Annotated in this window: 25 protein-coding genes; 13 read left to right on the forward strand and 12 right to left on the reverse strand. The window is 67.2% G+C overall.

The genetic code is table 11. From position 1 onward, the window contains the following. The coding region (gene cas7u, locus OXK16_08595) for a type I-U CRISPR-associated RAMP protein Csb1/Cas7u (protein ID MDE0376004.1) at positions 1-891 on the reverse strand (891 nt) is incomplete at its 3' end. 281 nt (positions 892-1,172) lie between these two features. Here cas7u and OXK16_08600 point away from each other — a divergent pair. The 6 genes from OXK16_08600 to OXK16_08625 all read left to right on the forward strand — a co-directional run bounded on the left by OXK16_08600 (position 1,173) and on the right by OXK16_08625 (position 5,954). Then, positions 1,173-1,307: a hypothetical protein gene (locus OXK16_08600; GenBank protein MDE0376005.1), complete on the forward strand. Its 135-nt coding sequence runs from the start codon at positions 1,173-1,175 to the stop codon at positions 1,305-1,307. Between the two features lie 141 nt (positions 1,308-1,448). Further along, entirely contained in the window at positions 1,449-2,312 is an 864-nt protein-coding gene (locus tag OXK16_08605) for an alpha/beta fold hydrolase (GenBank protein ID MDE0376006.1), read from the forward strand. A 169-nt stretch (positions 2,313-2,481) separates the two neighbouring features. Beyond that, positions 2,482-3,447, forward strand: a complete 966-nt coding sequence (locus OXK16_08610; protein MDE0376007.1) for an alpha/beta hydrolase — start codon at positions 2,482-2,484, stop codon at positions 3,445-3,447. 133 nt (positions 3,448-3,580) lie between these two features. Next, a complete protein-coding gene (locus OXK16_08615) occupies positions 3,581-4,177 on the forward strand; it encodes a YqgE/AlgH family protein (GenBank protein ID MDE0376008.1) in 597 nt (198 codons plus the stop codon). A gap of 105 nt (positions 4,178-4,282) precedes the next feature. Further along, positions 4,283-5,344: a class I SAM-dependent methyltransferase gene (locus OXK16_08620; GenBank protein MDE0376009.1), complete on the forward strand. Its 1,062-nt coding sequence runs from the start codon at positions 4,283-4,285 to the stop codon at positions 5,342-5,344. A 31-nt stretch (positions 5,345-5,375) separates the two neighbouring features. Beyond that, positions 5,376-5,954, forward strand: a complete 579-nt coding sequence (locus tag OXK16_08625) for a hypothetical protein (GenBank protein ID MDE0376010.1) — start codon at positions 5,376-5,378, stop codon at positions 5,952-5,954. Positions 5,955-5,978: 24 nt separating this feature from the next. Here OXK16_08625 and hisC read toward each other — a convergent pair whose 3' ends face one another. Beyond that, positions 5,979-7,067 (reverse strand): histidinol-phosphate transaminase, encoded by a 1,089-nt coding sequence (hisC, locus tag OXK16_08630; protein MDE0376011.1) that lies wholly within the window; start codon positions 7,065-7,067, stop codon positions 5,979-5,981. Positions 7,068-7,258: 191 nt separating this feature from the next. Between hisC and pdhA the strand changes: the two genes are divergently transcribed. Beyond that, positions 7,259-9,328, forward strand: a complete 2,070-nt coding sequence (gene pdhA / locus OXK16_08635) for a pyruvate dehydrogenase (acetyl-transferring) E1 component subunit alpha (GenBank protein ID MDE0376012.1) — start codon at positions 7,259-7,261, stop codon at positions 9,326-9,328. Positions 9,329-9,375: 47 nt separating this feature from the next. Here pdhA and OXK16_08640 read toward each other — a convergent pair whose 3' ends face one another. Then, positions 9,376-10,068 (reverse strand): hypothetical protein, encoded by a 693-nt coding sequence (locus OXK16_08640; GenBank protein ID MDE0376013.1) that lies wholly within the window; start codon positions 10,066-10,068, stop codon positions 9,376-9,378. A gap of 589 nt (positions 10,069-10,657) precedes the next feature. Then, positions 10,658-11,413, reverse strand: coding sequence for a DM13 domain-containing protein (locus OXK16_08645; protein MDE0376014.1), 756 nt, complete (start codon positions 11,411-11,413; stop codon positions 10,658-10,660). A gap of 83 nt (positions 11,414-11,496) precedes the next feature. On the opposite strand from OXK16_08645, the gene OXK16_08650 reads away from it, so the two are divergent. The 3 genes from OXK16_08650 to OXK16_08660 all read left to right on the forward strand — a co-directional run bounded on the left by OXK16_08650 (position 11,497) and on the right by OXK16_08660 (position 14,796). Then, complete coding sequence (locus OXK16_08650; protein MDE0376015.1) at positions 11,497-12,069, forward strand: LOG family protein; 573 nt, start codon at positions 11,497-11,499, stop codon at positions 12,067-12,069. Positions 12,070-12,155: 86 nt separating this feature from the next. Beyond that, positions 12,156-13,019 carry an NUDIX domain-containing protein gene (locus OXK16_08655; protein ID MDE0376016.1) on the forward strand — a complete coding sequence of 288 codons (864 nt, stop codon included), beginning with the start codon at positions 12,156-12,158 and terminating at the stop codon, positions 13,017-13,019. Positions 13,020-13,683: 664 nt separating this feature from the next. Continuing rightward, positions 13,684-14,796 (forward strand): DUF3179 domain-containing protein, encoded by a 1,113-nt coding sequence (locus tag OXK16_08660; GenBank protein ID MDE0376017.1) that lies wholly within the window; start codon positions 13,684-13,686, stop codon positions 14,794-14,796. An 85-nt stretch (positions 14,797-14,881) separates the two neighbouring features. Here OXK16_08660 and OXK16_08665 read toward each other — a convergent pair whose 3' ends face one another. Next, on the reverse strand, positions 14,882-15,982 hold the full coding sequence (locus OXK16_08665) for a sigma-70 family RNA polymerase sigma factor (GenBank protein MDE0376018.1): 1,101 nt from the start codon (positions 15,980-15,982) through the stop codon (positions 14,882-14,884). A gap of 428 nt (positions 15,983-16,410) precedes the next feature. On the opposite strand from OXK16_08665, the gene OXK16_08670 reads away from it, so the two are divergent. Next, complete coding sequence (locus OXK16_08670; protein MDE0376019.1) at positions 16,411-18,456, forward strand: thioredoxin domain-containing protein; 2,046 nt, start codon at positions 16,411-16,413, stop codon at positions 18,454-18,456. After that, the gene (locus tag OXK16_08675) at positions 18,453-19,400 is read left to right on the forward strand and encodes a pyridoxal-phosphate dependent enzyme (protein MDE0376020.1); all 948 of its coding nucleotides are present in this window, start codon (positions 18,453-18,455) and stop codon (positions 19,398-19,400) included. The genes OXK16_08670 and OXK16_08675 overlap by 4 nt, the downstream gene beginning before the upstream one ends. 826 nt (positions 19,401-20,226) lie before the next feature. On the opposite strand, the gene OXK16_08680 is transcribed toward OXK16_08675, so the two are convergent. Beyond that, the gene (locus OXK16_08680; GenBank protein MDE0376021.1) at positions 20,227-20,832 is read right to left on the reverse strand and encodes a helix-turn-helix transcriptional regulator; all 606 of its coding nucleotides are present in this window, start codon (positions 20,830-20,832) and stop codon (positions 20,227-20,229) included. Then, positions 20,832-21,188: a hypothetical protein gene (locus OXK16_08685; GenBank protein MDE0376022.1), complete on the reverse strand. Its 357-nt coding sequence runs from the start codon at positions 21,186-21,188 to the stop codon at positions 20,832-20,834. The genes OXK16_08680 and OXK16_08685 overlap by 1 nt, the downstream gene beginning before the upstream one ends. Before the next feature lie 291 nt (positions 21,189-21,479). On the opposite strand from OXK16_08685, the gene OXK16_08690 reads away from it, so the two are divergent. After that, positions 21,480-22,010: a hypothetical protein gene (locus tag OXK16_08690; GenBank protein MDE0376023.1), complete on the forward strand. Its 531-nt coding sequence runs from the start codon at positions 21,480-21,482 to the stop codon at positions 22,008-22,010. A 180-nt stretch (positions 22,011-22,190) separates the two neighbouring features. Here the strand turns inward: OXK16_08690 and OXK16_08695 are convergent, their stop codons facing one another. From OXK16_08695 to OXK16_08715, 5 genes are all read right to left on the reverse strand, one after another. Continuing rightward, positions 22,191-22,964, reverse strand: coding sequence for an SDR family NAD(P)-dependent oxidoreductase (locus tag OXK16_08695; protein ID MDE0376024.1), 774 nt, complete (start codon positions 22,962-22,964; stop codon positions 22,191-22,193). A 27-nt stretch (positions 22,965-22,991) separates the two neighbouring features. Next, on the reverse strand, positions 22,992-23,384 hold the full coding sequence (locus OXK16_08700) for a Rid family hydrolase (GenBank protein MDE0376025.1): 393 nt from the start codon (positions 23,382-23,384) through the stop codon (positions 22,992-22,994). A gap of 109 nt (positions 23,385-23,493) precedes the next feature. Continuing rightward, positions 23,494-24,234 (reverse strand): SDR family NAD(P)-dependent oxidoreductase, encoded by a 741-nt coding sequence (locus tag OXK16_08705; GenBank protein MDE0376026.1) that lies wholly within the window; start codon positions 24,232-24,234, stop codon positions 23,494-23,496. Next, entirely contained in the window at positions 24,231-25,154 is a 924-nt protein-coding gene (locus OXK16_08710) for an SMP-30/gluconolactonase/LRE family protein (protein ID MDE0376027.1), read from the reverse strand. Before OXK16_08710 ends, OXK16_08705 begins: the two co-directional genes overlap by 4 nt. 37 nt (positions 25,155-25,191) lie before the next feature. After that, entirely contained in the window at positions 25,192-25,971 is a 780-nt protein-coding gene (locus OXK16_08715) for an SDR family oxidoreductase (GenBank protein ID MDE0376028.1), read from the reverse strand. Between the last annotated feature and the right edge of the window lie 26 nt (positions 25,972-25,997).

Raw genomic sequence — 25,997 nt, forward strand, 5'->3', positions numbered from 1 at the left:
CAGGGTGGGGAAATTCGCTGACCAACTCTGGGGAATTTCGCTGATCGCCATCAAGACCACAGTAGTTTGGATGGCCTTAGAGATCGTGACACCACCAGCATCCGCGTCGATCGAAGGCGCGATGTTGCCGTGGTTGATCTCGGCGGGTCTACCACTCCCCTTGATCACTGCCTTATTGTTCTTCTTGTCGGAGTCTGACTCTTCGAGAGTCCAGACCTGCTCAGCATCTTCGTGAACGAAGATTTGTCGCTGCGCTGCCTCCCGCTCGATCTGGAGCGGGTCGAGCCGGCTCGATACCTTTCTGCCGAACTGGGCATCGAGACCGACGATCTCTGACACGTAGGCTCGTTGGAACTTAGAACCCAGGCCACCCTTGGGACCTGTGGAGTCCCACATTCCGAAGAGGAGGCCCGTAGGCGAGTAGCGGTACAGGTCTGTGGCATTCCGTGGGTGTGCGTTGGTGATGGCACGCCCGACGTCGTGTAGTCGGAACAAGGTGTCCTCAAGCAGGCTATCCCGGAAAATGGCGTCGGCGAGTCGGTGGGGCGCTTCGAGCGCGGTCAACTGTCCGAGGTCGGCCACCTCCTCCTCGACCGTGAAGTCCACATAAGGAACCGGGAAGCTGAGTTCTCCCATGTCCCAGCCCTCGAGCAGTGCCAGTTCGGCTCGGTTGGCCTGCGAGGCTACCGAGTCCAAGAGCACGGTCTGGGACACCGTGTCGCCGATCCGGCGCTCTTCGGTTGCGTACTTCAATCCACTATTCACCGCGTAGGTGGGCGGGAATACCTTGTCACCCGGCCCGCCGGCTGGCTGAAGGGTGATCCTTGATCGCAGTGCCACCGCCTCACCAGCCACTGCGTCACGGAGCCGCTCGAACGTAAGTTCTGCCATATGTGTCCTCCTCTGTGTTCGGTATCGCGCGCCTATCCATCAGTTATAGAAAACATGTGTGACAATGCCCGGCATTGTCGACCGGAACGCGAAAAAAACTTCATGGATTCGAGGAGCGAGGTGATGCCGGCTCGCAGAACGGTCAGAGGTGGAGAACCCTGCACGTTCGTTTGCGGGTGTCACTACAATGCAAATCTCGGCGTTGGCGCACGCATGGTGATGGGGGACGAGAAGGGAAGTTGTTCATGGATGCGGTAGCGATTACAGCTGTTGGTTGGGTAGTGGTTATCTCGCTGAACCTGTTCACGGTGGTGATGAGCCGGCGCGACAGGGTGGGCGAGCGTCTGGGACAGTTGGAGCAGCGAGTTGCGCGGATCGAGGGTCATCTGCGCGTGGGGGCCGCCGACGTCACCTGACGGCTCCCTTCCTGCTGGAGGCGGGGCGGGACTGCCGGTAGCAGCTATCGTACGACGATCCGGTCCTTGAACACCTTCCGGTCATGGGTGAGCGCCCGAACCAGCCGCCCGAGGCGGGTCAGACGGCTTGCTATCCCGGTTGTGATCCTTACGCTGATCTATGCGGCTGTGTCCTTCTACATCGCTGACAGCGCGCTCGACGCTGAGGCCAACCCGCTCGAGGAACGCCCCGAGGACTTCGCCCTGCATTACGAGGAGGTCGAGTTCACGCCGCGCGGTTGGCCCACGATCGTCCTCCGAGGGTGGTGGCTACCGGCCCCCGACGCCCGCGCCACGGTGATCCGCGTGCACGGCATCGACAGCAACCGCAGCTCCATGCTCGCCATGGCGCCGGCTCTGATCGAGAGCGGCTACTCGGTGCTCGCCTTCGACCTGCGCGGCCACGGCGAATCCGACCAAGCCCAGATGGGCGCCGGAGTCCACGAGCAGGACGACCTGCTGGGCGCGGTCGACTACCTGATCCGCGAACGCGGGGCGGAGGCCGGCGCGATCTTCCTGCATGGCAATTCCTACGGCGGCGCGATCGCCCTGATGTCGGGATGGCGCGAACCTGCCGTGGCCGGTGTCTTCGCCGATTCGTCCTTCGCCTCGCTGTCCGATCTGGTCGTCCAGGAGGTGGCGCGGCGCACCTCGGCACCCTCCTGGTTGGCTTCCGTCCTGCGGCCGGGCGTGATCCTGATGGCGCGCCTCTCCAAGGGCATCGACATCGGAGGGGTCTACCCGGCTGGAGACGCTGCGAGCTACTCCTATGCCATCGGGCTTGCCCACTGCGACATCGATGACCGCATCCCGATCGCCCACCTGGAACGGATCCGGACCGGGCTCCGGTACCCGCCGCGACTGACCGTCTACGAAGGCTGCGCCCATGGCGACTCCTGGGACGACTACCCAACTCGCTACGAGGCAGCCCTGATCGCCTATCTCGACGAGCGGCTGGAGGACTGATCCTCCGGCACGGAGGCGGCGGAGTTGCCGTGGCGAGATCGGAAGCCCCCCTTAGAAGAGAGCGGTCACCCCATCAAAAGTTCGGCCTCAAGGTCGCGCGGCGAACGTCGGGTGGTACCGTCGAACTGAGGTCCGGAAGAACCGGACTCGGTTAGCGAAGGAGATGACCATGGTGGAGTTCGACGATCGCCTCGATGAGGCACACAAGGCCGTTCTCGAGATGATTCCCGAGGCCTTGCTGGATCTCTCAGATCTCCCTACGGCCCGGGAGATGGCCGCCGGCTTCATGGCCGCCATGGCCGCCCAGGCTCCCGATGTCCCGGGGGTTGAGGTAGAGGACCATTGGGCTCCTGGAGCGGACGGGGATCCGGATGTGATGGTTCGGGTCTACACACCGTCAGGTCTGGACGCGGGTGCGCCGGCTCTCTACTGGATCCACGGTGGGGGCATGGTGATGGGTGATGTCGCCATTAACGATGCTGACTGCAAGGGATGGGCGGTCGATATGGGGTGCGTGGTGGCGTCTGTCGAGTACCGCCTGGCTCCCGAGCATCCGCATCCTGCGCCGATCGAGGACTGCTTCGCCGGCCTGAAGTGGTTGGTCTCCAATGCGGAAAGCCTCGGAGTCGACGCCGGTCGGATAGCCGTCGGCGGCGCTTCCGCCGGGGGTGGCCTGGCGGCGGCCCTGGCCCTGGTGGCGAGAGACAGAGGTGTCGACATCATCTTCCAGCAGTTGATCTGCCCGATGCTGGACGACCGCAACATCACCCGCTCCAGTCATTGGGTCCACCATCCGAAGGTGTGGAACCGGGCAGCGAACATCATCGGCTGGAGCTCCCTGCTGGGCAAGCCGGCTGGAAGCGATGACGTGTCTCCCTACGCTTCCCCCGCCCGAGCCGAGGACCTGGCCGGACTGGCGCCGGCCTTCATCATCGTCGGAGACCTCGACCTGTTCGTGGACGAGTCCATCGAATACACGCGACGGTTGGCGGCAGCCGGGGTGCCGACCGAGCTGCACATCCTCCCCGGTGCGGTCCATGGCAGCCAGTACTTCCTCCCGACAGCGGAAGTAAGCATGCGCTGGAAGGCCATCGAGGCGGACGCGCTGCGCGTCGCCCTGCACGGGAGCGGGTGACTCGGGGCGAGCAGGCCCGTCATGGTCAGAAGGCCACGCATCCCCGCGTACCGGGAGTATCTAACCGCAGGGGTGTGGTAGGGGCTGGCCGGCGGAGGTACAGGTGGCGAGGATGTGGCAAGATCGGGGGGACATGACGGGTTCTGAAAGCATCGCCGGGGACCTGCCCGAGGGCGCGGAGGAAGAGTTCACCTCGATGGCGGGGCGGTTGCTGGTGGCCATGCCCGGGATGGTCGATCCCAACTTCAACCGGACGGTCGTGCTGATGATCGAGCACACCCCTGAGGGCGCGGTCGGGTTGGTATTGAACCGGCCCACGGAGGCCGACCTGCTGGATCACCTACCCGGGTGGTGGTCGGCGGCGGCGAATCCACGTGTCGTGTTCGTGGGCGGTCCGGTCGGGGAAGGCGGCGGTCTGGGTCTGGCCAGGGGTACCGGGGCGCAGCCGCTGGAGGGCTGGCCGGAAGTGGTGGGCGTCCGGGTGGTCGATCTGGAGGCCGAGCCTGACGTGGACTCCGGTCTGGAGGCCCGGGTCTTCTCCGGTTACAGCGGGTGGGGTCCCGGTCAGCTCGAGTCGGAACTGGAGGCCAGGGGGTGGTTCGTGGTCGATGGCGAGCCCGAGGACGTCTTCACCTCACAACCGGAGAATCTGTGGGAAGAGGTGCTGAGGCGGGCAGGAGGCCGGTACGCCTTCTTCTCGACCTACCCGGAGAACCCTCGGCTCAACTAGCTGACTAGTTCCTAGTTGTCTGCGTTAGATTGCCTTAGATTGGATTGTCCCTCTGTCCGTGGGCACGGTGGGAACGGCCCCGAGGCCAACTAGGGTAACCCGACAGTGCGTTCGACCGACCCGGATCTCCTCAAGGAATACGCCCTCAGGATCTGGCATTACAAGCAGGGCGAGGTTGTCAGCCTCATGGTCCACCTCGGGGATCGGCTCGGCCTCTACCGGGCTATGGCCGGAGGCCAGGAGATGACCTCCGGTGAGTTGGCCGAGCGTACCGACCTGTCGGAGCGCTGGGTCCGCGAGTGGCTCCTCGGCCAGGCCGCGGCCGGGCTGATCGACCGCACCCCGGAGAACGGGTTCTCGCTCAGCCCAGAGGGCGAGCAGGTGATGGTCGATGAAGACGCCATGTCCTTCGCGGCCGGTGCCTTCATCGGAGGGTTCCATCCCGAGCGCATCGACGAGATGGTCAACGCCTTCCGCACCGGCATCGGCATCACCTACCACCGGATGGGGGAGCCGGTGGCCCGCCAGGTGGACCGCATGAACAGGGTCGGGGTGGGTCCCTTCCTGCTGGAGCGGGTCCTGCCCTCCGTGGACGGCCTGGTAGGGAAGCTGGAGGCCGGGTGCCGGGTGGCCGAAGTGGGGAGCGGAGGGGGCATCGCCCTCCGAACCCTGGCCGAACGATTCCCGGCCTGCACCGTGGATGGCTACGAACCCTCCGGTATCGCCTGCTCCCGGGCCAGGCAACGCATCCGCCACCTGCCCAACGCCACCATCCACGAGACCGGCGGCGAGAACCTGGCGGGTGAGGGCCGCTACGACCTGGCGCTGGCCCTCGACTGCATGCATGACGCGCCCTTCCCGGATCGCATCGCAGCCGCGGTCCGGCGATCCCTGAAGGACGACGGGGTGTGGCTGATCAAGGACACGTATTGCTACGAGACCTTCGAGGACAACCTGAGGAACCCCATGCTGGCCATGCAGTACGGCTACAGCCTGTCGGGGTGCCTGCTCTCGGCCGCCTCCCAGGAGGGCGCCGCCGGGCTCGGCACCCTAGGATTCCACCCTGCCGAAGCGGAGCGCATCGTGAGGAGTGCCGGCTTCACCTCTTTCCGCATGTTCCGCCTCGAAGACGATCCCATCCACAACTACTACGAGGTCCGTCCTTGACCCCACTCGCCCGCGAGGGGAAGCGCCGCCCATGGCAGTAGACATCGCCGGCTTCATCACCGACATGAAGGCTCATGCGGTAGACCACGGGTTCCACGTGCACGCCGAGCGCCACTTCATCGAGTCCTTCTCGCTGGGCCAGGCCTGGGAGGTGGACCTGCATCCTGAGGAGGCCTGCGAGGGACCGCTCGAGATGCTGATGGTGCTGGAGGTGGAGCCCCGGGTGATCCTGGCCTTCGAGGACCTGATGGCGCAGCATCTCGAGATGGACGAGGAGCAGGAACGCCAGCTGGAGCTGCCCCTGTTCTTCAAGTGGGCCTTGCCGCCGCTGCCCAACCCCCCCGATCTGCTCATCCTCGCCACCGAGTTGGCCGGGGTCTCGGGCACGACCTTGCCGGTGGAGGTGTCCGCCACCGACACGTACATGTCGGTGACCGACCCGGCCAGGCGGAGCCTATCGCTGGTGGGCCGGCTGGACTTCCGCCTTCGGGACATGTTCCGCCGGGAGATCAACGTGTGCGACGTCCTCGAATGCGCGCACGGCCTGAGCATGTGGCTCCTGGAACAGTCGGAGTCATGGCTGGAGGGACTGGAACCCCCCGGCCTCTAAGACCTACCGGGACCGGGCTGGAGGTCAGGAGCGGCGTCGCCGCAGCATCAGATCCAGGTCCTCGATGAAACGACGGTTCTCGGACTCGGTGCCTATGGACACCCGGGTCCAGTCCTCGGTTCCCTTACGGATGAGCGTGCCCATCTCCAGGAGTTCCTGGACTATCCCCGGCGTACCGGGGCCGAGGCGCAACCAGATGAAGTTGGCCTGCGTGGGAACGTAACGGATGCCCCGGTCGGACAGGGCGCCCTCAAGGTAGTCGACTCCCCGGCGGTTGAGATCGAACCGTTCCCTCACCCGCTCGGGGAAACGCAGGGCCGTGGTGGCGGCCACCTCGGCCAGGGAACCGACCACGAACGGGCTCTGGGCCTTGCGGAGAGACCGGAGGGTGGGGGCCTGGCCAACCATGTAACCGACGCGGAGGCCCGCCAGCCCGTAGATCTTGGAGAAGGTGCGGGCCACCACCACGTTGGGACGTTCTACGGCGAGGGGGACGATGCTGGACTCCTCCTCGGCTACCACGAACTCCCCGTAGGCCTCGTCCACCAGCACCAGGACCGACTCGGGAACCCGATCGGCGAACTCGTGGATCTCCGCGCGGGTCACGTAGCTCCCCGTCGGGTTGTTCGGGTTGCATATGATCACGAGCGTGGTGTCGTCCCGGATCGCCCCGTACAACGCCCCGAGGTCGATCCGTAGGGCTTCGTCGAGCGGCACCCGGATGCTCTCCGCGTCGGCGTACACCGCGTTGATGGGGTACATGGCGAACGAGGGCCACGGGTAGACGATGCTGGTCCCCGGGCCTCCCACAGCCCGGGCCGTCGTGGTGAGGTTCTCCGAGCTACCGGCGCCGGGCCACACGCAGTCCGGGGTGATGCCCAGGGTCTCGGCCAGAGCCTCTCTCAGGCGGACCGTGCCCGCATCCGGGTACCGGTGGATGCCTGCGGCGGCCGCCGAGATGGCGTCCAGAACCTCGGGAAAGGGAGGAGTCGGGTACTCGTTGCCGGCCAGCATGGCAATCCCTCTGGCGCCGAAACGGTGGGCGAACTCCTCGAAGCCGGGGCCGCCGTCGTATGGAACGAGGTCATCGATGGCGGCTCGTATGCGGACCACTGACGGGAGCATAGTGAGACAGACGGTGACCGAGCCAGGGTCTCCGAACCGCGCCCTGCGGGAAACTTTTCGCTCGCCCCGATGGTCATAAACAAGTCGAGCGCTTTGGAGCCCGGCCGTAGACTCGGCGGATAGCGGGCGGGGGGCCTTGCCTCCCTAAAATGCCGCCAGCAAGCGGAAGGAACAGTTCGGTGTTGCAGATCCTGGATCCGGCGGGGAAGCTGGTCGGCGAGCCGCCCGATCTGGACGGCAAGGACCTCTTGGAGATGTACCGGTTCATGGCGCTGGGACGGCGCTTCGACCGGCGGGCCATGAGGTTGCAGCGCCAGGGCCGTCTCGGCACCTTCCCGCCGGGAGAGGGACAGGAGGCTGCCCAGGTGGGTTCGGCCTACGCGCTCGAACCTGACGACTGGGTCTACCCCAGCTACCGGGAACACGCCACCCAACTGGTCAGAGGGATGCCGTGGTCGGTCATGCTGTCGTACTACCGGGGCCTTCCCAACCGTGACTGGGATGTGCACCGGTACCGCATGAACATCCACACGATCCCGATCGCCACCCAACTGCCCCACGCTGTCGGGCATGCCCACGCCGCCCGCCTGGCCGGGGAGAACCTGATCACGATGGTCTACTTCGGCGACGGGGCCACCTCCGAGAGCGACTTCCACTCCGCGATGAACTTCGCAGGGGTCTGGAAGGCGCCGACCGTGTTCCTGTGCTCCAACAACGGCTGGGCGATCTCGATGCCGACCCGGCGCCAGACCGCCGCTACCGATCTGGCCGACAAGGCGATCGGTTACGGAATGCCCGGCGTCAAGGTCGACGGGATGGACGTGCTGGCCGTCTACTCGGCCACCAAGGAGGCCGTGGACCGGGCCCGCCGCGGGGAGGGACCCACCCTCATCGAGGCCATCACGTACCGGTTCGGCCCTCATGCCACCGCCGACGACCCGAGCCTGTACCGGAGCGAGAGCGAGGTGGAGGCCTGGCGGGTCCGTGACCCGCTCGACCGCATGCGCCGCTACCTCGACAGCCTGGACCTGTGGTCGGACGATATCGACGAGCAGGTGACGGACGAGGCGAGCGAGATGGACCTGGCCCTGGCGGAGATAGAAGGGCGGGAGCCGCCACCCCGGGAGGAAGCGGTGCGGCACGTCTACGCCAAAGTGCCCGAGGCGCTGTCCCACCAGTACGAGACGGCTCTGAGACGTGAGGACTCCGGCCCTTCCCGGCTGGAACCAGACGAGCGGTGGCGGATAGGGCACGATCCCGTGCTCGAGGGCGCCACCGCCCACTGGAACATGGCGGAGGCGATCAACGCCGCTATGGCGGAGGTCATGGACCGCCATCCGGAGGCCATCATCATGGGCGAGGACGTGGGCCGGACCGGAGGCGTGTTCCGCATCACCGCCGGCCTCCTGGACCGATTCGGCGCCGGCCGGGTCATCGACTCCCCGTTGTGCGAGACCGGCATCGCCGGGACAGCGGTGGGAATGGCCATCGGCGGGGCGCGTCCTCTGGTCGAGATCCAGTTCGACGGGTTTGTCTACCCGGCCTTCGACCAGATCGTCAGCCACATGGCCCGGTTCCGTTTCCGCACCAGGAGCAACGTTTCGCTCCCCATCGTGGTGCGCTGGCCCAACGGCGGCGGTATCGCTCCCCACGAGTTCCACGGCGACAGCCCGGAGGCCTACTTCGTCCACACTCCGGGCCTGACGGTGGTGGTCCCGTCCACGGCCGTGGACGCCAAGGGCCTGCTGGCCGCGGCGGCGGAGAGTCCGGATCCGGTGCTCTTCCTTGAGCCCAAGGTGCTGTACCGGGCCGGACGCGAGGACGTCCCCACCGGCTACTACACCCTCCCGATCGGGCGGGCGCGGATCCGCAGAGCCGGCGACGACGTGACGGTGGTCACCTACGGGGGAATGGTCCGCGTGGCGATGTCCGCCGCCGGCCAGTTGGAACGCGAGGGGGTGTCGTGCGAGGTGATCGACCTGCGCACCCTGAAGCCCTGGGACCGCGACACCGTGCTCGACTCGGTGGCCAGGACCGGGCGCCTCGTACTGGTTCAGGAGCCTCCCCGAACCGCTGGAATGGCCGCCGAGGTGGCGGCCACGGTGGCGGAGGAGGCTCTGTACGATCTCGAGGCCCCGATAGCGCGGGTGGCCGGCTTCGATGCCCCCTGGCCCCAGTTCGGGGTGGAGGCGCACGCCATCATCACCCCGCGACGGGTGGTCTCGGCCGTGCGGGAGACCCTCGGCTAGCCGGGTGCGGCTCGGCCTCCGGGTCGGGCGGCGCCCACGTCAGGTGTCTATGCCGGGCGCCCCGCCTTGAGGAATCTCGAACCGAGCATGATGAACCAGATCACCCACGGGAAGTAGCAGGCGCGTCCGATCGCGATCATGGCCTCGCTCGGGGTGGTGTAACCGATGATCAGCGCTGCAACGGAGATGGCGGACACCACGGCGATCACCAGTGCGGCCGTCCTGTGGAGGCCGCTACGTTCCCTGGCCGCCAGGCTCAGGCTGAAGGCCAGCAGGCCCAGCGATACGGCAACACCGGATACCAACGTGATGCCCAGCCCGGTCCGGTAGGTCGGTATGGCGGCTGCTAGAGCCTCCGCTGACGACACCCTGGTCTGCGCGAGCAGGTGGTCGAGCCCGGTGGCGAGTATCCATCCGACACCGCCCACGGTTGCGCTCAGCAGACCGAACCTCGTTCCGGCGGCGGCGTAATCAGGCCCCGTGGTCACCCGGCTCACTCCGGACAACCCGTAGAGCAGGAGGAGCAGGCCGAGCGGTACGAAGAGCGCGGACAGATGCGCCAGGAAGGGATTCGCGGCCAGCGCGGTAATCCTGCCGACGGAGTCCATCGAATCCGCCGGCTCGACGAGCAGCCCGCCCGGCTCGACCAGGAAGAAGACCAGGGCCATGGCCGGCCCCACCATGAGCGCCCAGGCCTCCAGCCTGTGGATCGCATCGGTTCTCATGGAATCGGTTCTCATGGTTCACCCCTTTCCCCCGAACGCACTGAAGGAGAACCCCTCTCGTGCGCCGGATGGTAGCGGCCACCCGTCTCGCCCTCCGGGGTTTCGGGGCCGGCGAGCCGCGGCGGAGGGAGCACACGGGCCGGCTCCTGGCTTTCGGACCAACCTGCAAACCCCACATGGTTGGGAACGACGAGTAGGTGCCCGACCGTTGCCCACCGAACGGCCCTTCACCCTTAGCTAGCGGTCAGAGGCGACCCCACCCTCCCCAGAACGCGAAAATCGCGGGCGCCCGCCTCCGGCCCAGGGCCCTCCCCCGCCACCACCTGTCCTGCCTGGAGCGTGGTCGGCCATGCCCGGCCGGCTGCCGGGCGATCGGCCTTCGCTCCTCGAAGCTCGTCTGACCCCTTGGCCGGCAAACCGATCGGTCGGTAGCTGTTCACCGGCGTAGGTGACTAGCGTCAAGCAAGGTATACCGGGGTTGTGACAGATCCGGGCCATCCCGGGGAGAACGCGAGAAATCGGGTCAGGACCGGTGGGCAATGGCGTCCAAGGATCTCCTCGTCACCCGTTACCCGACTAGCCGGATCCGGCGGCCGCGCCCGGGTCAGGCCAACTCTGCGGTCGTGAACACCACGTGGAACGGCACGCAGTAGATCACCAGGGTCACCTGCTCGGGTATCACGTAGTCAGCCGGCACCTCATAGTTCTGCGAACCGATATTCCCCTTGAGGGGGCCCAGATCCACGTAGCCGGCCTCCCGGAGATGGTCACGACCCGCCAATCCATGGACCGGAGTCAGGAGGACGTGGAGTTGGGGACCGTTGGTCACCTCGATGTCCTCGAGACGGATGATCCTCGATCCGTCCTCGAGCTCGTACAGGACGACCTGGCCGGATCCCTTGTGGAACGAGTCGGCATCCACCAGGTTCCCCGAGAGCAAGGCCACCGGGCCGGTGGGCGCGGGCGGCAGGGTCGTGGTCGGCTCGGGCGGCAGGGTCGTGGGCGGCTCGTCAGCTGTCGCCGCCGTGGTCGCCGGCGCATCGCCATCCGGAGCCGCGGTCGTAGCCGTCGAGGTGGTGCTCGCCACCGCTGGCGTCGTTGTCGTGGGCATCTCGGGCATGTCTTCGTCGGCCGGTGTATCTGTCGATGCGGCATCGAGCATGATCGCCTCGACCTCCTCGGCGGTCATGTCGTCTGGGACGACCGCCATGGCGGCGAGGGGGAAGGGTTCGTCCACCACCCGGTCGATGAAGAGCGGCGATCCTAGCCACCAGGCCAGGCCGATTGCCGGTAGGGCGACGATGACCGCCGCCACCTGGATGGAACGTCGCTTGTAGAACGGAGTGCGGTTGCTGCTCAAGCCGGCCTCCCCTGTTTGCCTCTCCATAGATGACAACGCCGGGCCCGCTCAGTTTGTTCCCCCAACGAGGATCGCCATCGGAGGTGCTGTACCCTGACCCTCCTATGGGAGACAGGATTGTCGCAGTCTACGGCTCCTCGCGGGCTCTCCCCGGTGACGGTGTCTACGAGGAGGGAGTCGAGCTGGGCCGCCGGCTGGTAGAGGCCGGGTTCGGGGTCACCAACGGCGGCTACTCGGGGCTGATGGAGGCTGTGTCGAAGGGCGCGGCGATCGCGGGCGGACGGGTCGTCGGCGTGACCGCCCCGGTGCTCTTCCCGCACCGGCCGGGCGGGAACGGGTTCCTGACCGAGGAGATACAGGCCGCCGGGCTGCTCGACCGGATCAGGACCATGTCCGAGCTTGCCAGCGCCTACATCGTGATGCCGGGAAGTATCGGAACCCTCACCGAGTTGATGATCGCTTGGAACGACGCCTACCTGGCCGCCGCGCGCAGTGCAGAACCGATGCCGATCCTCGCCTTCGGGAGCGCCTGGAGCGAGATCGTCGATCGGCTGACCGGAGAGCTACGGACCACCGGCGGCCTGGTCACCATGGTGGACAGCCCCGCCGAGGCGGTCGAGGCGCTGCGGCGCCGGCTCGGAGACGGCGCGCCATAGCTCTCGACCGTGCAGAGACGGTCGGTGGCCCCGATAAGATGACGCATACCTCGATGAACCCGACCTGCTCCCCGGTACCTGCCCTAATGAGGGATTCTCCTGTCGAACAGGCAGCCGGTGGCGTGGTGTGGCGCGAGGGACCGGGAGGGATCGAGGTTCTCCTGGTCCACCGGCCAGGATACGACGACTGGACGTTTCCCAAGGGCAAGCTGGAGTCCGGCGAGTGCCTGGTGGAGTGCGCCAGGCGTGAGGTTCAGGAAGAGACCGGAGTGCGCCCCCTGATCGGGCGCTACCTAGGTCACATCTCCTACACCAAGCAGGAGAGCCTCCGGAAGGCGGTTCACTACTGGGCGATGCAGGCCGGTGAGGTCGACTTCGTACCCTCCTCCGAGGTGGACCGGGTCCGGTGGGTCCACGAAGCATCGCTGGCCGATCACATGTCGTACCCCACCGAGCGCAGTCTGGGCGAGGGCCTGACGGACGGCTGGCGGGACCCGGCCGACCGTATCCTGCTGGTCCGCCATGCCGATGCCGGCAAGCGAGACCGGGGGCCGCGCCCCGACAGCGCCCGGCCTCTCTCGGAACGGGGCCGCGCCGAGGCGACCGGCCTGATCCAAGGACTGGAGGGATTCCCGATCGACGCCGTACTCACCAGCTATGCGGCGCGTTGCCGCCAGACGGTCACTCCGGTGGCCACCGCCCGCAAGCGCGTCCCCCAACTGGCGATCGAACTCTGGGAGGAGTCCGGGCCCGCCGAGGTAGTCGAGCTGCTGGGCAACCGGCCTGAGGGGACCAGCCTGCTCTGCTCGCACCGCCCGATCGTGGGAACGATCCTGCGGGCGCTCATGGGCGCGGACCAGGCTCTCGTCCTCGAGAAGGGCTCGACCTGGGTATTGGACTTCGCGAACGGTGAGTTGGTCAGCGCCAACTACCTGTCCCCACGCCGCTAGACCGGAACTCGCGAAAACCGGGCGCTCCGCACCGGGCCCCTCCCCCGCCACCACCCATCCTGTTCGAGCGTGGTCGGCCATGCCCGGCTGGTTGCCGGGTGTCGGCTGTTCGCTCCATAAGCCTCGTATGTTCCCTCAGGCCGGCCATTCCGATCGGTCTCACCTTATCGGCCGGTATTGGTGCTTGGCGATAGACACCATACATCAGGGGTGTGACACACTCTGCCCGCCCACTCCCGGGCAAGACCCGCCCGGCCTCCTGGCAGGACGATCGCCCGGGGTTGTCACCGTGCTGGGTCGGTTAGCCTGGCAGGGGAATATGCTGGGCCATCGGATGGGTACTGGTCACTCGGCTGGGAAGGCATCGGCACGCCTGCCGACACTTCGCACGAGCCGCATCGCGTGGCTCGGAGTCCTGGTTGCAGGGTCGCTGCTGGTTGCGGGGTGCGGGGCCGCCGACAATGGACCCGGCGTTCCGGCCGAACCGCCGGCCACCACGGCCGAACCTGCCGCAATCGAGGGTTCTGATACCGCCCCGGCGTCCACAGAGCCGACTACCGCGACTGGCGCGGCGGAGGCTCCCGCGCCCTCCACATCCGCGGCACCGGAGCGTGAGGAAACGGAGCAGGAGGTTACGGAGCAGGAGATAACGGACCTGGTAGAGGTGGATCCGGAGACCGGAACCGACCCGAAGCAGGGTCTGGACCCGGTGGTGGCGTACGCCACCGAGCCGTGGCCCACCGACTGGGCCAACCGCACCATCGACCTGTCGGAGCTGCTGCTGGGGATCGGCATGATCGATCCTCGGGATGCCATCCCACCCATCGATGACCCAGTCTTCGAGTCCCTCGATGAGGCCGGCGAATGGCTCGACAACCGGGCGCCGGGGATGCTGGTCTCAATCGGCGGCGAGTCGCGCTTCTACGCGCTCAGCATCCTCCACCGACATGAGATCGTGAACGACCGGATCGGGGGCATCCCGGTCGCGGTCACCTACTGCCCGCTATGCAACACCGCGCTGGCCTTCGACCGCCGGGTGGACGGGGAGGAGCTTCGCTTCGGGGTGTCGGGACTCCTGCGCAACTCCGACCTGGTCATGTGGGACGACGGGACCGTCTCGCTGTGGCAGCAGATCACCGGCGAAGCGATCGTGGGCGCCGCGGCGGGCACGGTCCTCACCCACATCCCGAGCGCCATCGTGTCGTTCGGGGACTTCGCCGCCGCCTATCCGGACGGACAGTCCCTGTCCCGGGACACTGGATTCGGCATACCGTACGGTTTCAATCCCTACGAGGGATACTCGAGCCGGGCGGCGCCCTATCCCTTCTTCACCGGAGAGGTCGACCCCCGCTATGGAGCCTTGGAACGGGTGGTGGGGGTGACCATCGGCGGCGCCGCCACGGCCTATCCATTCCCACTGATCGCTGAGGTCGGGGCGGTCAATGACTCCGTAGGAGGGGTTCCGGTAACGGTGTTCTGGGGTGGCGACACCGCCGATGCGCTCGACAGCGGGGTGGTGCGCGAGGGTCGGGCGATCGGGACGGGCATCGCCTACCTGCGCCAGGTGGATGGGCGCCCGCTGACATTCGTCAAGGAAGGCGAGGTGTTCCGGGACCAGGAAACCTCGTCGACATGGACCCTGCTGGGCGAGGCGGTCAGCGGACCTCTGGCAGGAACCCGGCTGGAGATCGCCGTCCACCGGAACGACTTCTGGTTCGCGTGGGGAGCCTTCTTCCCGGGAGGGGACGTCTACGAAGGATCACCGGGTGCGGGCTAGGTCCTGAAGTCACCCATATGGTGTCGGCGCCGAGGGCGCGGCGCCGAGGGAGGAACGCCGGAGGTGACGGTTAGGTGAGTGGTGGCTATATGAGGTCCTGCTCGCGGATCCCGAACGACGGGTGGCGGAGCCGGCAGAGGGCCAGCTTCTCCAGCTGACGGATCCGTTCCCTGGTGAGGTTGAACTCCTCCCCGATCTCCTCCAGCGTCCTGGGCACGCCGTCCAGGAACCCGTACCTGAGCGAGAGTATCCGGCCCTCCCGGTAAGGAAGCCGGTCGATCGAGCGGCGCAGGCAGTCGGACACGTCCAGCTCCACGGTGACCTGCACCGGATCATCGGCATCCTGGTCCTCGATGAAGTCACCGAGCTGGGCGCCGTCCTCTCCGACCGGCTTCTCGAGCGAGGCGGCATCCGAGACGCTCAGGGCCAACTCCACCTTGTCGAGGGTGACGCCGGCCTCCTCGGCGATCTCGGCCGGCTTCGGATCGCGACCCAACTCCGCCTTGAGGCTGGCCTGCGCAGCCCGGACCGCCGCCAGCGTATCGTGGAGGTGGACGGGGATGCGCACCGTACGGGACTTGTCTGCGATGGCACGGGTGATCGCCTGGCGGATCCACCAGGTGGCATAGGTTGAGAACTTGAATCCCTTGCGCCAGTCGAACTTCTCGACTGCCCGGATCAGACCCAGGTTGCCCTCCTGGATCAGATCGAGGAAGTCGATCCCGGAGGTGTTGGCATACCTCCGGGCGTTGGCGACCACCAGCCGGAGGTTGGCGGTGAGGAACTCGTCCTTGGCCCGGCGACCGCGGTCCCGCTTGCGCTTGAGCCTGAGCCGATCCTTCTGGAGCTTCTTCCGGTCGTCCCTGAGCCTGCTCCAGGACTTCTCGAGCTTGTGCCGCTCCTCCTCCGGAAGCTTCATCTCCCGGTTACGGAGCCGGCGCTCCCTGGCCCTTAGCCTGTCCTCCCTCTCGTCGAGATCACCGTCCTCCAGCGCTGCGCCGGCCTTCAGCCCCTCCTCGATGGCCTGGGCCAGCTCGACCTCCTTCTCGGCGTTGAGCAACTCGTACTCGCCTATGGCGGCCAGGTACTGGCTCACGAGGTCGGTTGTGAGCCGACCCTTCTCGTCGGTCAGCTTGTTGCTGTTTCTGTCCCGCTCCCGCTTGGCTACCGAGCCTGCGGGTGCCACCGGTTTCTGCCGGGTCGGGTTTGCGACAGCCATGCGGTTCCCTCCACTCATCGCCCGCCGGCCGTTCCGGCGATTAACTCCTTGCGGTAAGACCGGCCCCGGGGCCGGTCTTACCGAGACTACTCAACTCCTGCCTGCCGCGTGTCCAGCGCGTGAAGCCGACCCCCGCCGGTCCCTCAACACCGAACACGTTCATGCTACGCGCACCGGCGAGGTAACGAGGACGCTGGTCGGTCGGGCTCTCGCGGCAAACGATGCCCGTACGCCGACATACTCCACAACGCCTTTCCGGCCGCGTTTCTTCCGCCTTTTCGATTAGCGATGCCTTTTCAACGCCCGGAGCCGCCCCGGACGGCAAGCACACGCACCTACGTAACATGGTGCTGACGACCCCAGGGGGATTTCATGCGCCGACACCGTGACCTGCCATGGCGCTGCTGAGAGACCTGCCGCTCGAGGGGTTGTCCCCTTACCTGATCCAGCACCGGGACAACCCGGTCGACTGGCACCCATGGGGAGAGGAGGCCTTCGAGGCCGCCAAGACCGCGGACCGCCCGATCCTGCTCTCGGTCGGATACTCGACCTGCCATTGGTGCCATGTCATGGAGCGGGAGTCCTTCCACGACCATGCAACGGCCGATTTCATGAACCGGCATTTCGTATCGGTCAAGGTTGACCGCGAGGAACGACCCGACGTGGACTCTATCTACATGGACGCGGTCCACACCATGACCGGCCGGGGCGGCTGGCCCATGACCGTGTTCCTGACGCCCGGCGGCCGCCCGTTCTTCGCCGGGACGTACTTCCCCGATGTGGACCGCCACGGCATGCCCAGCTTCCGCCGCGTGCTGGAGGCGATCGAGCACGCCTGGCGGAACAGACGGAAAGACGTGCGGGAACAGGCGGACCAGCTGACCGGGGCGATCGGGCTCACCCTCCCACCCGCCGAGGACCTGCCCGGCCGAGCCCGGGTGAGCGCCGCCTACGAGACCCTCTCCCGGCAGTTCGACTTGCAACACGGCGGCTTCGGCGGCGCCCCCAAGTTCCCCCAGGCGCCGATCCTGGAGTTCCTGGCCAGGATCAGCGGCCTCGCCACGGCGACCAAGGCCAAGCCGATGCTCACCACCACGCTGACCCGCATGGCGCGGGGCGGCATCCGGGATCACCTGGGCGGCGGGTTCGCCCGCTACTCCGTGGATCGGGTCTGGCTGGTGCCCCACTTCGAGAAGATGCTCTACGACAACGCCGACCTGGCCCGCCTGTACGTGCGTGCGTGGCAGATCACCGGTAACCCGTTCTACCGGGAGGTGGCGGTCGACACCCTGGGGTACATGTTGAGGGATCTCGCCCATCCCGGGGGCGGGTTCTTCGCGGCGGAGGATGCCGACTCCGAAGGCGTGGAGGGCAAGTTCTACGTATTTGATCACGAGGAGTTCCACGAAGTGGTCGGCCCGGACGACGGGCCCGTGGCCGCCGCCTACTTCGGGGTATCCCCGGGCGGGAACTTCGAGGGCGCCAACATCCTCTACGAGGCCGCCACCGTCCAGGAAGTGGCGACACGGTTCGGCGCCCCGGTCGAGGAGGTCGAGGGCGCGATCGGGCGGGCCAAGGAGAGCCTCCTGGCTCGCCGGAGCACGAGGGTCCGGCCCGGCCTGGACCACAAGATCATCACCGTGTGGAACGGCTTCGCGCTCCGGGCGCTGGCGGTGGCGGGCGCGGTGCTGGGGACAGAGGCCTACCTGGAGGCGGCGCGGGCGAACGCCCGGTTCGTCCTAGGCGAGATGCGCCGCCCCGACGGGCGCCTGGCGCGGGTCTGGAGCAACGGTCTAGCGCCGATCCCGGGATTCCTGGAAGACCACGCGTCGTACGCCCTCGGGCTGCTGGAGCTCTACCAGGCCACTGGAGAGGTCGAATGGTTCGTGGCCGCCCGGGAGCTGGTCGACCTGCTGGAGGAGCACTTCGGCGGCCCGACCGGGGTGGTGTTCGCCAGCGCCGCCGACGCCTCCAACCTGGTGGTAAGGCCGTCCGACCAGCAGGACAACCCGAGCGCCTCCGGCGCATCGCTGGCGGCGGAGTGCTACCTACTGCTCGGTCATCTCACCGGGGACCACAGGTATCACGAGCGCTTCGAGCAGATCGTCCGGGCGGGGGACCGGCTCCTCGAGGCGGCCCCTTCCGCGGCCGGTCACCTGCTGGCGGCCCTGGCCGCGTCCCAGATGGGCATACGGGAGGTGGCCGTGACCGGGCCTCGCGCCCTGGAGTGGGCCGGGCGGCTCGCCGGAACCTACCGGCCCGATCTGGTGCTGGCCCCGTCCCCGGGTCCTGCCGATGAGGTTCCCGTGGTGGCCGGGCGCTACCGGGAGGGCGAGACCCTCGGCTACGTCTGCGAGCGGGGCGCCTGCCGGATGCCGGTCGGATCCTACGCCGAGCTGGAGGTCCAGGTAGCCGGGAAGGGCTACGATCGACCCTCGTGATACACGGGAACGCCCTCGACGCCATCGGCTGGACGCCCCTGGTCCGGCTGGCCCGACTCCATCCACCCGGGAACCTGGTGGCCAAGCTCGACTACCTGAACCCGGCCGGGTCGGTCAAGGAGCGGATCGCGGTCAACATGATCGACCAGGCCGAGCGGCAAGGATTGCTGGGTCCGGGAGGGACGATCATCGAGCCCACCTCGGGCAATACGGGGGCCGGCCTGGCCATGGTCGGGGCGGTCCGGGGTTACCGGGTGATATGCACGGTCCCCGACAAGGTCGCGGCCGAGAAGATCCGCCTGCTCGAGGCCTACGGGGCGGAGGTCATCGTCACCCCTACCAACCTGCTGCCGGAGGACGAGGACTCCTACTACGGCGTGGCCCGCCGCCTGACAGAGGAGATCGACGGGGCCTTCAGTCCCGACCAGTACTCCAACCCCTTCAACCCGGAGGCCCACTACCTGACGACCGGACCGGAGCTGTGGGAGCAGACCGGCGGAGAGATCGATGTGTTCGTGGCCGGGGTGGGCACCGGCGGGACGATCTCGGGAACGGGACGGTACTTGCGGGAGCGCAAGCCGTCGGTGGAAATGGTGGGGGCCGATCCGGAAGGATCGATATACACGGCGCCCCGCGAGGAGGACATCCACCAGTACCGGGTTGAGGGCGTCGGAGAGGATTTCTGGCCCGAGACCCTGGACCAGGACATCGTCGACCGGTACATCATGGTCGACGACCAGCAGTCGTTCGACATGGCGCGGCGGGTGGCCGAGTGCGAAGGGGTGCTGATCGGTGGCTCCGGGGGCATGGCCGTACACGCGGCCCTCGAGGTGGCGGAGGAGGACACCGACCGCCTGGTCGTGGTACTGCTGCCCGACTCGGGGCGGGGCTACCTGTCGAAGATCTGGGACGAGGAGTGGCTGGCCGAGCACGGCCTTGAGTGAGCGGCTCGGCAATTGCCGCTCCGGAGCAAGAAAGAGGCCGGGGCCCCGATCATGGGGCCCCGGCCTACGTTCGAGAATCCAGAATGCCTACCCGTTCTTCATCGTGAGATCCTTAGCCTCACTCGATGCCGCATGAGGACCGGCATGCGGACGGGAAGGCCGGTGGTCCGAGTTGGAGTCGCCACCTGCCCGGCGGTCACGCCCCTGGGGCGGCCACCGGAAGCGACCCGTGGCCGCTAGCGCTCGGCCACCTCCAGGGTCCTACTAGAACTGTCTAACAAGTCGGATCACCTCCTTTCTCTGGTAGGCGCCAATATAGCGCCCAGTTGTCCTCCAGAGGTGGATGGTGGGCCAGCTTGTTGCCCGCGGGACTCTCCCGAGGACTCCGCCCGCCTGCTGCCGGTGACGGCCGGCGAGCCTAAGGCTCAGAACGTCACGCACGGTGCCATGAACCTAAGGCTCAGAACGTCATATATGACGCCCTCTGCCTCAAGAACCGCCAGGCGCCAAAAGTCGCGAAAATCGGGTGCTCCGCACCGGGCCCTCCCCCGCCACCACCCATCCTGTTGGAGCGTGGTCGGCCGTGCCCGGTGGGATGCCGGGAATCGGCCTTCGCTCCATAAGCCTTTGATGTTCCCTGGGGCCGGCCGTTCCGATCGGTTATCAACGCATCGGCCGGTATCGGTGCTTGGCGGTAGGCAATGTATACCAGGGGTGTGACAGGTTCAACCCGCTTCCTCGAGTCCGCGAAAAAACCCGGAATCCAAGGACGCCTTGCTGCTAGTCACAACCTCCGGGCGGCATTGCCCGGGACGGGCAACCGGAGTCAGAGGGCGTCCGCCAGGGCGCCCCAGAGGTCGGCTACGGCGGAGCCCAGTCCTCCCAGCGCCCAGCGCAGGACCAGCGCCACGACCGCCACCCCGGCGGCGGCGAAGATCATACGGAGCCGGTAGGTGATCGTCTCCTCGCTGTCCTCCAGGTAGGAGGGATTGGCGACCGGAGCCCGAGCCATGGCGCGCCGGCGCCCGAGCGATTGCCTGGCGGCCGAGATCAGCTTCGTCCCGGGCAACTCGGGTAGCTCGAGAGGCTCGCTCCCCGGATGCGTCGCGAGATCCGGCTCCTCCAACTCGACGATCTCGATGTCGTACAGGGTGTCCTCGTCCAGCCCGGCCTCGGGCTCGGGTGGCGGCGACAGCAGCCTGTGCTCGTCGACCCGCCGCAGGGCTTCCTCCAGGAGGGGCATCGGCAGCTTCAGCGCTGCGGACACATCCACCAGCTCGTCGCTATCAGGGATTGCAGAGCCCTTTTCCCAGCCGACCACCACCTCGATCGGCCGGCCGGTTCGGGTGGCGATGTCCACCACGGAGACATCCATCTCCTCGCGGCGCTTCGCGAACAGGCGGGCGAACGCCAGCCCTCCGTCCGGAGACATCAGTGGGTCAGGATCTCGGGAAGGCTGTCGGGCTCAGGCCCGGCGGTCACCCGTAGCAGACCCAAGTCCTTGACGTTCCAGCACAGGGTCATGCCACCCGGGACCCGGAGCCGCAGCATCGGCTTCCCGTCAGCCCCGCCGGCGTGAACCTCGCCGAGCGCCATCGCGTCGGGCAGGGGAATGGAGGCCGAATAGTCCCCGTCGGCACTGAGGGCCGTTACGTGGGTGGCGCCGGTACGGGGACGGGACGCCTCGATCAACGGGCGCATGGCCACCATCACGCCCGCGGCGCCCTGATCCGGAGTTCCCATGTCGTGGAGGGTCTCCAGGTCGTAGCCCCGGGGACGATCGACCAAACCGTTCACCCGCAGAACAGGTGGTTCCGCAGGTCTTCCACCAGCCATGTTCCAACGGTAGCGCTACGAGGGTGCCTAACCGCGCCTTGAAACGATGACGGGAACCACCCGTCCGCCCCGGACCGGGATCGACTCGCTACCGCCCGGCGGGTCCCCGTAGCGTCGCAGCAACCCCTACAGTGGTCAGAGGTGTCCAGCAGCACCGCCCGAGCAACCGGAAGGTAACGGATGGCGAGAGGGTTAGCGGCCGGCGACCGTCAACGCCTCGACCATAGGCCGGTAAGGATCGGGGTGTTCAGAACAGTCGCCGGTGTAGTGGCCGGTTCGCTACTTGTCGCCGCATGTACCACAGACCGACCCTCCGGCCCCGACCGTGCCGCCGCTGAGTCTGCGATCCACGTGGCCGTGGTGCGCCAACTCGTGGAGTTCGACAACACATTCGGTCCGGACCATCGATTCACCGAAGTGCTGGTAGTGGACCACGTAGAAACCCACGCAGGCGACCCGACCCGGCAAGGCGAGCCGGGAGAGTCCTTCACCGACAGCCAACGTGCAGCTATCCGCGCCGCCGTCGAACACCTCGCACCGGTCAGGTTCATCAGCAACCGGAACGACTACATACGACGAGATGTTCTACAGCCCACCATCCCCGGGAGCGCGATCATCACCGTCGCACCCGTCGAGTTCGACGGCAAAGGAGCAACCGTCGGGGCGGGACTGTGGTGCGGAGGCACCTGCGGTCTGTGGCTCACGTACCGCGTCGCCGAGGAACCCGGCGGTTGGACCGTTACCGGTACCGAAGGGCCCTGGGCGATCTCCTAGGGACAAGCCCGGCAACCGCCTCCCCGCCCAACCCTGGCTCCTTGGCGATCCGTCTCGGTCAGGGCGATCCCGAACTCCCACCGGATTGGATCCTTGGTCCCGATTAGGGAGCAGGTCGGTCCCTTCGACGGCCGATGCGGAGGCGGACGACCGCCGCGATCATCGGCTACCAGTTGGGGACTACCAGATACTCCACCCGCCGTCGACGACGAGGTTGGTGCCGTTCACAAAGGCCGATCCCTCGGCGGCGAGGAACACGACCGCGGTCACGTAGTCGTGGGGCAGGCTGTTGCGACCCACAGGCGTCTGGTCGGCCAGCTTCTCCCACAACTCCCGCGCTTCGGCGCTCGGGTCGGGATGCCAGGTGATCATTCCCGGGCTGAGGGTGTTCACCGTGACCCCGGTCCTGCCCAGCTGGCACGCCAGGTAGTGGGTGAGCCCGATGAGCCCGTGCTTGGCAGCCGTGTACGCCCCGGCGCCGCCCCGACGGGTCGTGTTGCGGGCGTCCTGGCCAATAGAGCCGTAGATCGACGAGACGTTGATGATCCGGCCGAAGCCCCGTTCCGCCATCTTCGGGCTGAGCAGATGGATGAGGCGCACGGCCGCGACCACGTTGACCTCGTAGGTACCACGCCACTCCTCTGGGGTCTGCTCGGGCCAGGGCTTGATGAACGGGTCGCCCCCGGCGTTGTTGACGAGGATGTCGATGTGCTCGGGCATCCGATCGAGTTCGTCATACAGGGCGTCGTCGGTCAGATCGCCGACGATGTACCTGTGCTCCGGCCCGAGGGTGGAGAAAGTCTCGGCGAGCGCATCCCCGCTGCGGGCCACGCTCAGCACGGTGGCGCCGTGCCCGGCTAGCCCGTGTACGAGGGTGCGGCCGAGACCGTAACCCCCGCCGGTCACCAGCGCGGTCTTGCCGGTGAGGTCGAACATATTCGAGTGAACATCCATCTCGGTGACTCCTTCCTTCAGTTGCGGTCAGCCGTCCAGGATCGCGGTTGCTTCGATTTCCACCATCAGGTCGGGGTGGAGCAGTTCGCTGGTGCCCACGAACGCGCTGGCCGGTTTGGGTTCCACATCGGCGAAAGCCTCGCCATGGGCGCGGCCCGCCTCGGCCCACAGGCTCATGTCCGTCAGGAACACCCGGGTCCGGACGATGTCGTGCACCGACCCGCCCAACTCCTCCACCGCGGAGACGATGATGTCCATGCAGCGCTTGGACTGCGCGTACATGTCTCCCGCGTGCAGGATCTGCCCTCCCGGACCGCTCGACGACGTACCGGCCACCTCGATGATGTTCCCCACCCGGACCGCTCTCGAGTACCCGACCGTCGACCACTTCCTGTTGGACGGTACCGACGTTCTCTCCATAGCTACCTTCCTTCGCCGGATGATTCCCGGAGTCTTGCAGTATCGACCCCCGGATGCGGACCAGACCTCCCTTTGAGGCAACTCCGTGCGGGGAACATCCGGCCCTTCGTCACTTCACGATCGAGAAGCCGCCATCGACACGGATGACCTCTCCGGTGATGAACGAGGCCCGGTCCGAGAGCAGGAACGCGATCACCTCCGCGATCTCCGCCGGTTCGGCGAAACGCTTCAGGGCATGACCCTGGAGCCGCTGGTCCACGTCGAAGGCCCCCCGCGCAGCAGCCTCCCTGATCATCGGCGTGTCTACGTAGCCGGGCGCTACCGCGTTGACCCGGATCCCGTGTCCCGCCCACTCGGCCGCCAGCGTGCGCGTCAGCGCGCCCACCCCGGCCTTGGCCACCGCGTAGGGCAATCGACCTGGCCAGGCGAAGTCCATCGCCACCGAGCTGATGTTGACAATCGACCCGGCTGAGCCGGCCTCCACCATCGCCTGAGCCACCGCTTGGGCCAGGAAGAAGGCCCCGTCGAGATGCACACCGAGGATCGAACGCCATCCGGGCCGGTCGAGTTCGAGACTGGGGGCGGCGTGATGGTTGCCGGCTGCGTGGACAAGCCCTGTAAGTGGGCCCCGGTCGGCCAAGCGCGACACGGCTTGGCGGACCTGCTGCTGGTCGGCCACGTCGCATGTCTCGACCCCGACCCTGGGATCGGACTGCAGGTCCGACAGCCCGGCGGTGTCAAGGTCGACAGCCCCGAGGGTCACCGTCTCATAACGCTCGAGAAGCAGATCGCAAACCGCCCGGCCGATACCACTTGCGGCCCCCGTCACCACGACACAACCCCCGATCATGCCCCCTCCTCGCCCCGGCGAGCCGGGCCTCTAGCTGATCGAGGCGTCCGGGCGCCCGCGTGATGGATCATGGGCGCCAGGCCGGACACCAGCGCATCACAAGCGTACAGGTGCCCGGATCCATCTACGGGATCGCCGTCTTCGGCGGATCGGGCGGAAGTGACGACAAGGGTGGCGAGGTCGTCGCCGGCGAACGCCACCGCGGTGACGTTGGGGACCGGGAACCGGATCTCATGATCGACATGACCGTCGGGATCGTACCTGCGGACGGAACCCGTCCCCCAGAAGGCGATCCACAGCCCTCCCTCGATGTCGAGGGCTATCCCGTCGGGAAGGCCGTCCTCTTCAGCAAAGGTCAGGAACACCTCCTCATCCAAGTGCCCCTGACCCGGATCCCACTTGTTGCGCCGGACGATCCGTTCGAACGTGTCCACGTGGTAGAAGGTCTCCCCATCCTCCTGCCATGCAATGCCGTTAGAGAGCGTGTACCCGGTGGCCACCGGGGTGATCCCCCCGTCGTACCGCCAGAGGGTTCCCGCGAGCGGCTGCCGGCTGGGCGTGGTCGTCCCGAACCAGAAGGCACCGTCCGGACTGCACGCCCCGTCGTTGGTGAGCGCCGCGGACGGACCGTCGCTGAGGCCGACCTTCTCCAGCAGGAACCCGTGGCTGTCGAGGAGCCCGACCCCGTCACCCAGAGCCGCTACGTAGACGTCCGGTACAGGGCCGAGACCGATGGCTGTGCACCGGGTGGCCAGCGGGTACCGGGAGTGGGCGCCGGTGCGCCAGTCCAGCCGGTGCAGGACAGAGGCCCCGCTTGCATCGATCCAGGCGACCGTGCCGGTCCGTGGATCCCAGACCGGCGACTCGCCCAGGTCATCTCCGGACGGTGCCAGTACGCGCCGGCCTCGTGACGTCGCCATCATCCTTTCCGGAGGGTGTCTTCACCGGTCGTGTGGATCAATAGTTGCTCCAGCCCCCGTCCACCGTTATCACCTGACCCGTGATGAAGTCGCTGGCAGAACTCGCCAGGAACTGGCAGGCGGCAGCGATGTCGTCCGGCATCCCGCGCCAGGGGAGCGACTGCACCTGCTGCATCCACTTGAGGGTGGCGGCCGGGTCTCCGCCCTCCTCCTGCTCCCGCTCCACCACGATCGCGCCGGGGACGACGCAGTTGACCCGGATGCCGTTGGCACCCTCCGCCCGCGCCAGCGAGCGGGTGAAAGAGATGAGCCCGCTCTTCGATGTGACGTAGTGGAGCGCACGCGGGTCTCCGGTGTTGGCCATGACCGACCCGATGGTGATGACCTTGCCGTACGAACGCCGCCGCATGCCTCCGATCGCATGGCGCGCCAGCACGAAGACCCCGCGGAGGTTGACCTCCATCACGTGGTCCCACTCTTCAACCGTGATCTCGTCCCAGGGCAGCTTGTCGGTGGCGGCCGCGTTGGCGATGACCGTGTCCACACCCGGGGGGAACGTGGCCTCGATCAACCGCACGGCGGCGGCGGTCTGGGCGTCGTCGGCCGCATCGGCGGTGATCGGCAGCACCCGGTCCTCGCCCAACTCCTCCACCAGCGCGGCCGAGAGGAGCTCGTTCCGATCGGAACCCCGATGGGTAAGGGCCACGCGTGCTCCGGAGGCCACGAACCGCCGCACTATCGCGGCGCCGATGCCTCTTGTGGCCCCCGTCACGAGCGCCACCCTGCCCTCCAGCGAGAAGTCCGCGTCGCCGCGCAAGTCACCTCCCAGGCGCCGTCACCGAT

The organism is bacterium (genome assembly GCA_028821235.1).
GTDB lineage: Bacteria > Actinomycetota > Acidimicrobiia > Spongiisociales > Spongiisociaceae > Spongiisocius.

Coding starts and splice junctions, on each gene's coding strand:
- OXK16_08610 (MDE0376007.1), top strand. CDS start 2,482: ATGGTGGAGTTCGACGATCGCCTCGATGAGGCACACAAGGCCGTTCTC.
- OXK16_08615 (MDE0376008.1), top strand. CDS start 3,581: ATGACGGGTTCTGAAAGCATCGCCGGGGACCTGCCCGAGGGCGCGGAG.
- OXK16_08625 (MDE0376010.1), top strand. CDS start 5,376: ATGGCAGTAGACATCGCCGGCTTCATCACCGACATGAAGGCTCATGCG.
- OXK16_08640 (MDE0376013.1), bottom strand. CDS start 10,068: ATGAGAACCGATTCCATGAGAACCGATGCGATCCACAGGCTGGAGGCC.
- OXK16_08655 (MDE0376016.1), top strand. CDS start 12,156: ATGAGGGATTCTCCTGTCGAACAGGCAGCCGGTGGCGTGGTGTGGCGC.
- OXK16_08670 (MDE0376019.1), top strand. CDS start 16,411: ATGGCGCTGCTGAGAGACCTGCCGCTCGAGGGGTTGTCCCCTTACCTG.
- OXK16_08680 (MDE0376021.1), bottom strand. CDS start 20,832: ATGTCTCCGGACGGAGGGCTGGCGTTCGCCCGCCTGTTCGCGAAGCGC.
- OXK16_08695 (MDE0376024.1), bottom strand. CDS start 22,964: ATGGATGTTCACTCGAATATGTTCGACCTCACCGGCAAGACCGCGCTG.
- OXK16_08700 (MDE0376025.1), bottom strand. CDS start 23,384: ATGGAGAGAACGTCGGTACCGTCCAACAGGAAGTGGTCGACGGTCGGG.
- OXK16_08705 (MDE0376026.1), bottom strand. CDS start 24,234: ATGATCGGGGGTTGTGTCGTGGTGACGGGGGCCGCAAGTGGTATCGGC.
- OXK16_08710 (MDE0376027.1), bottom strand. CDS start 25,154: ATGGCGACGTCACGAGGCCGGCGCGTACTGGCACCGTCCGGAGATGAC.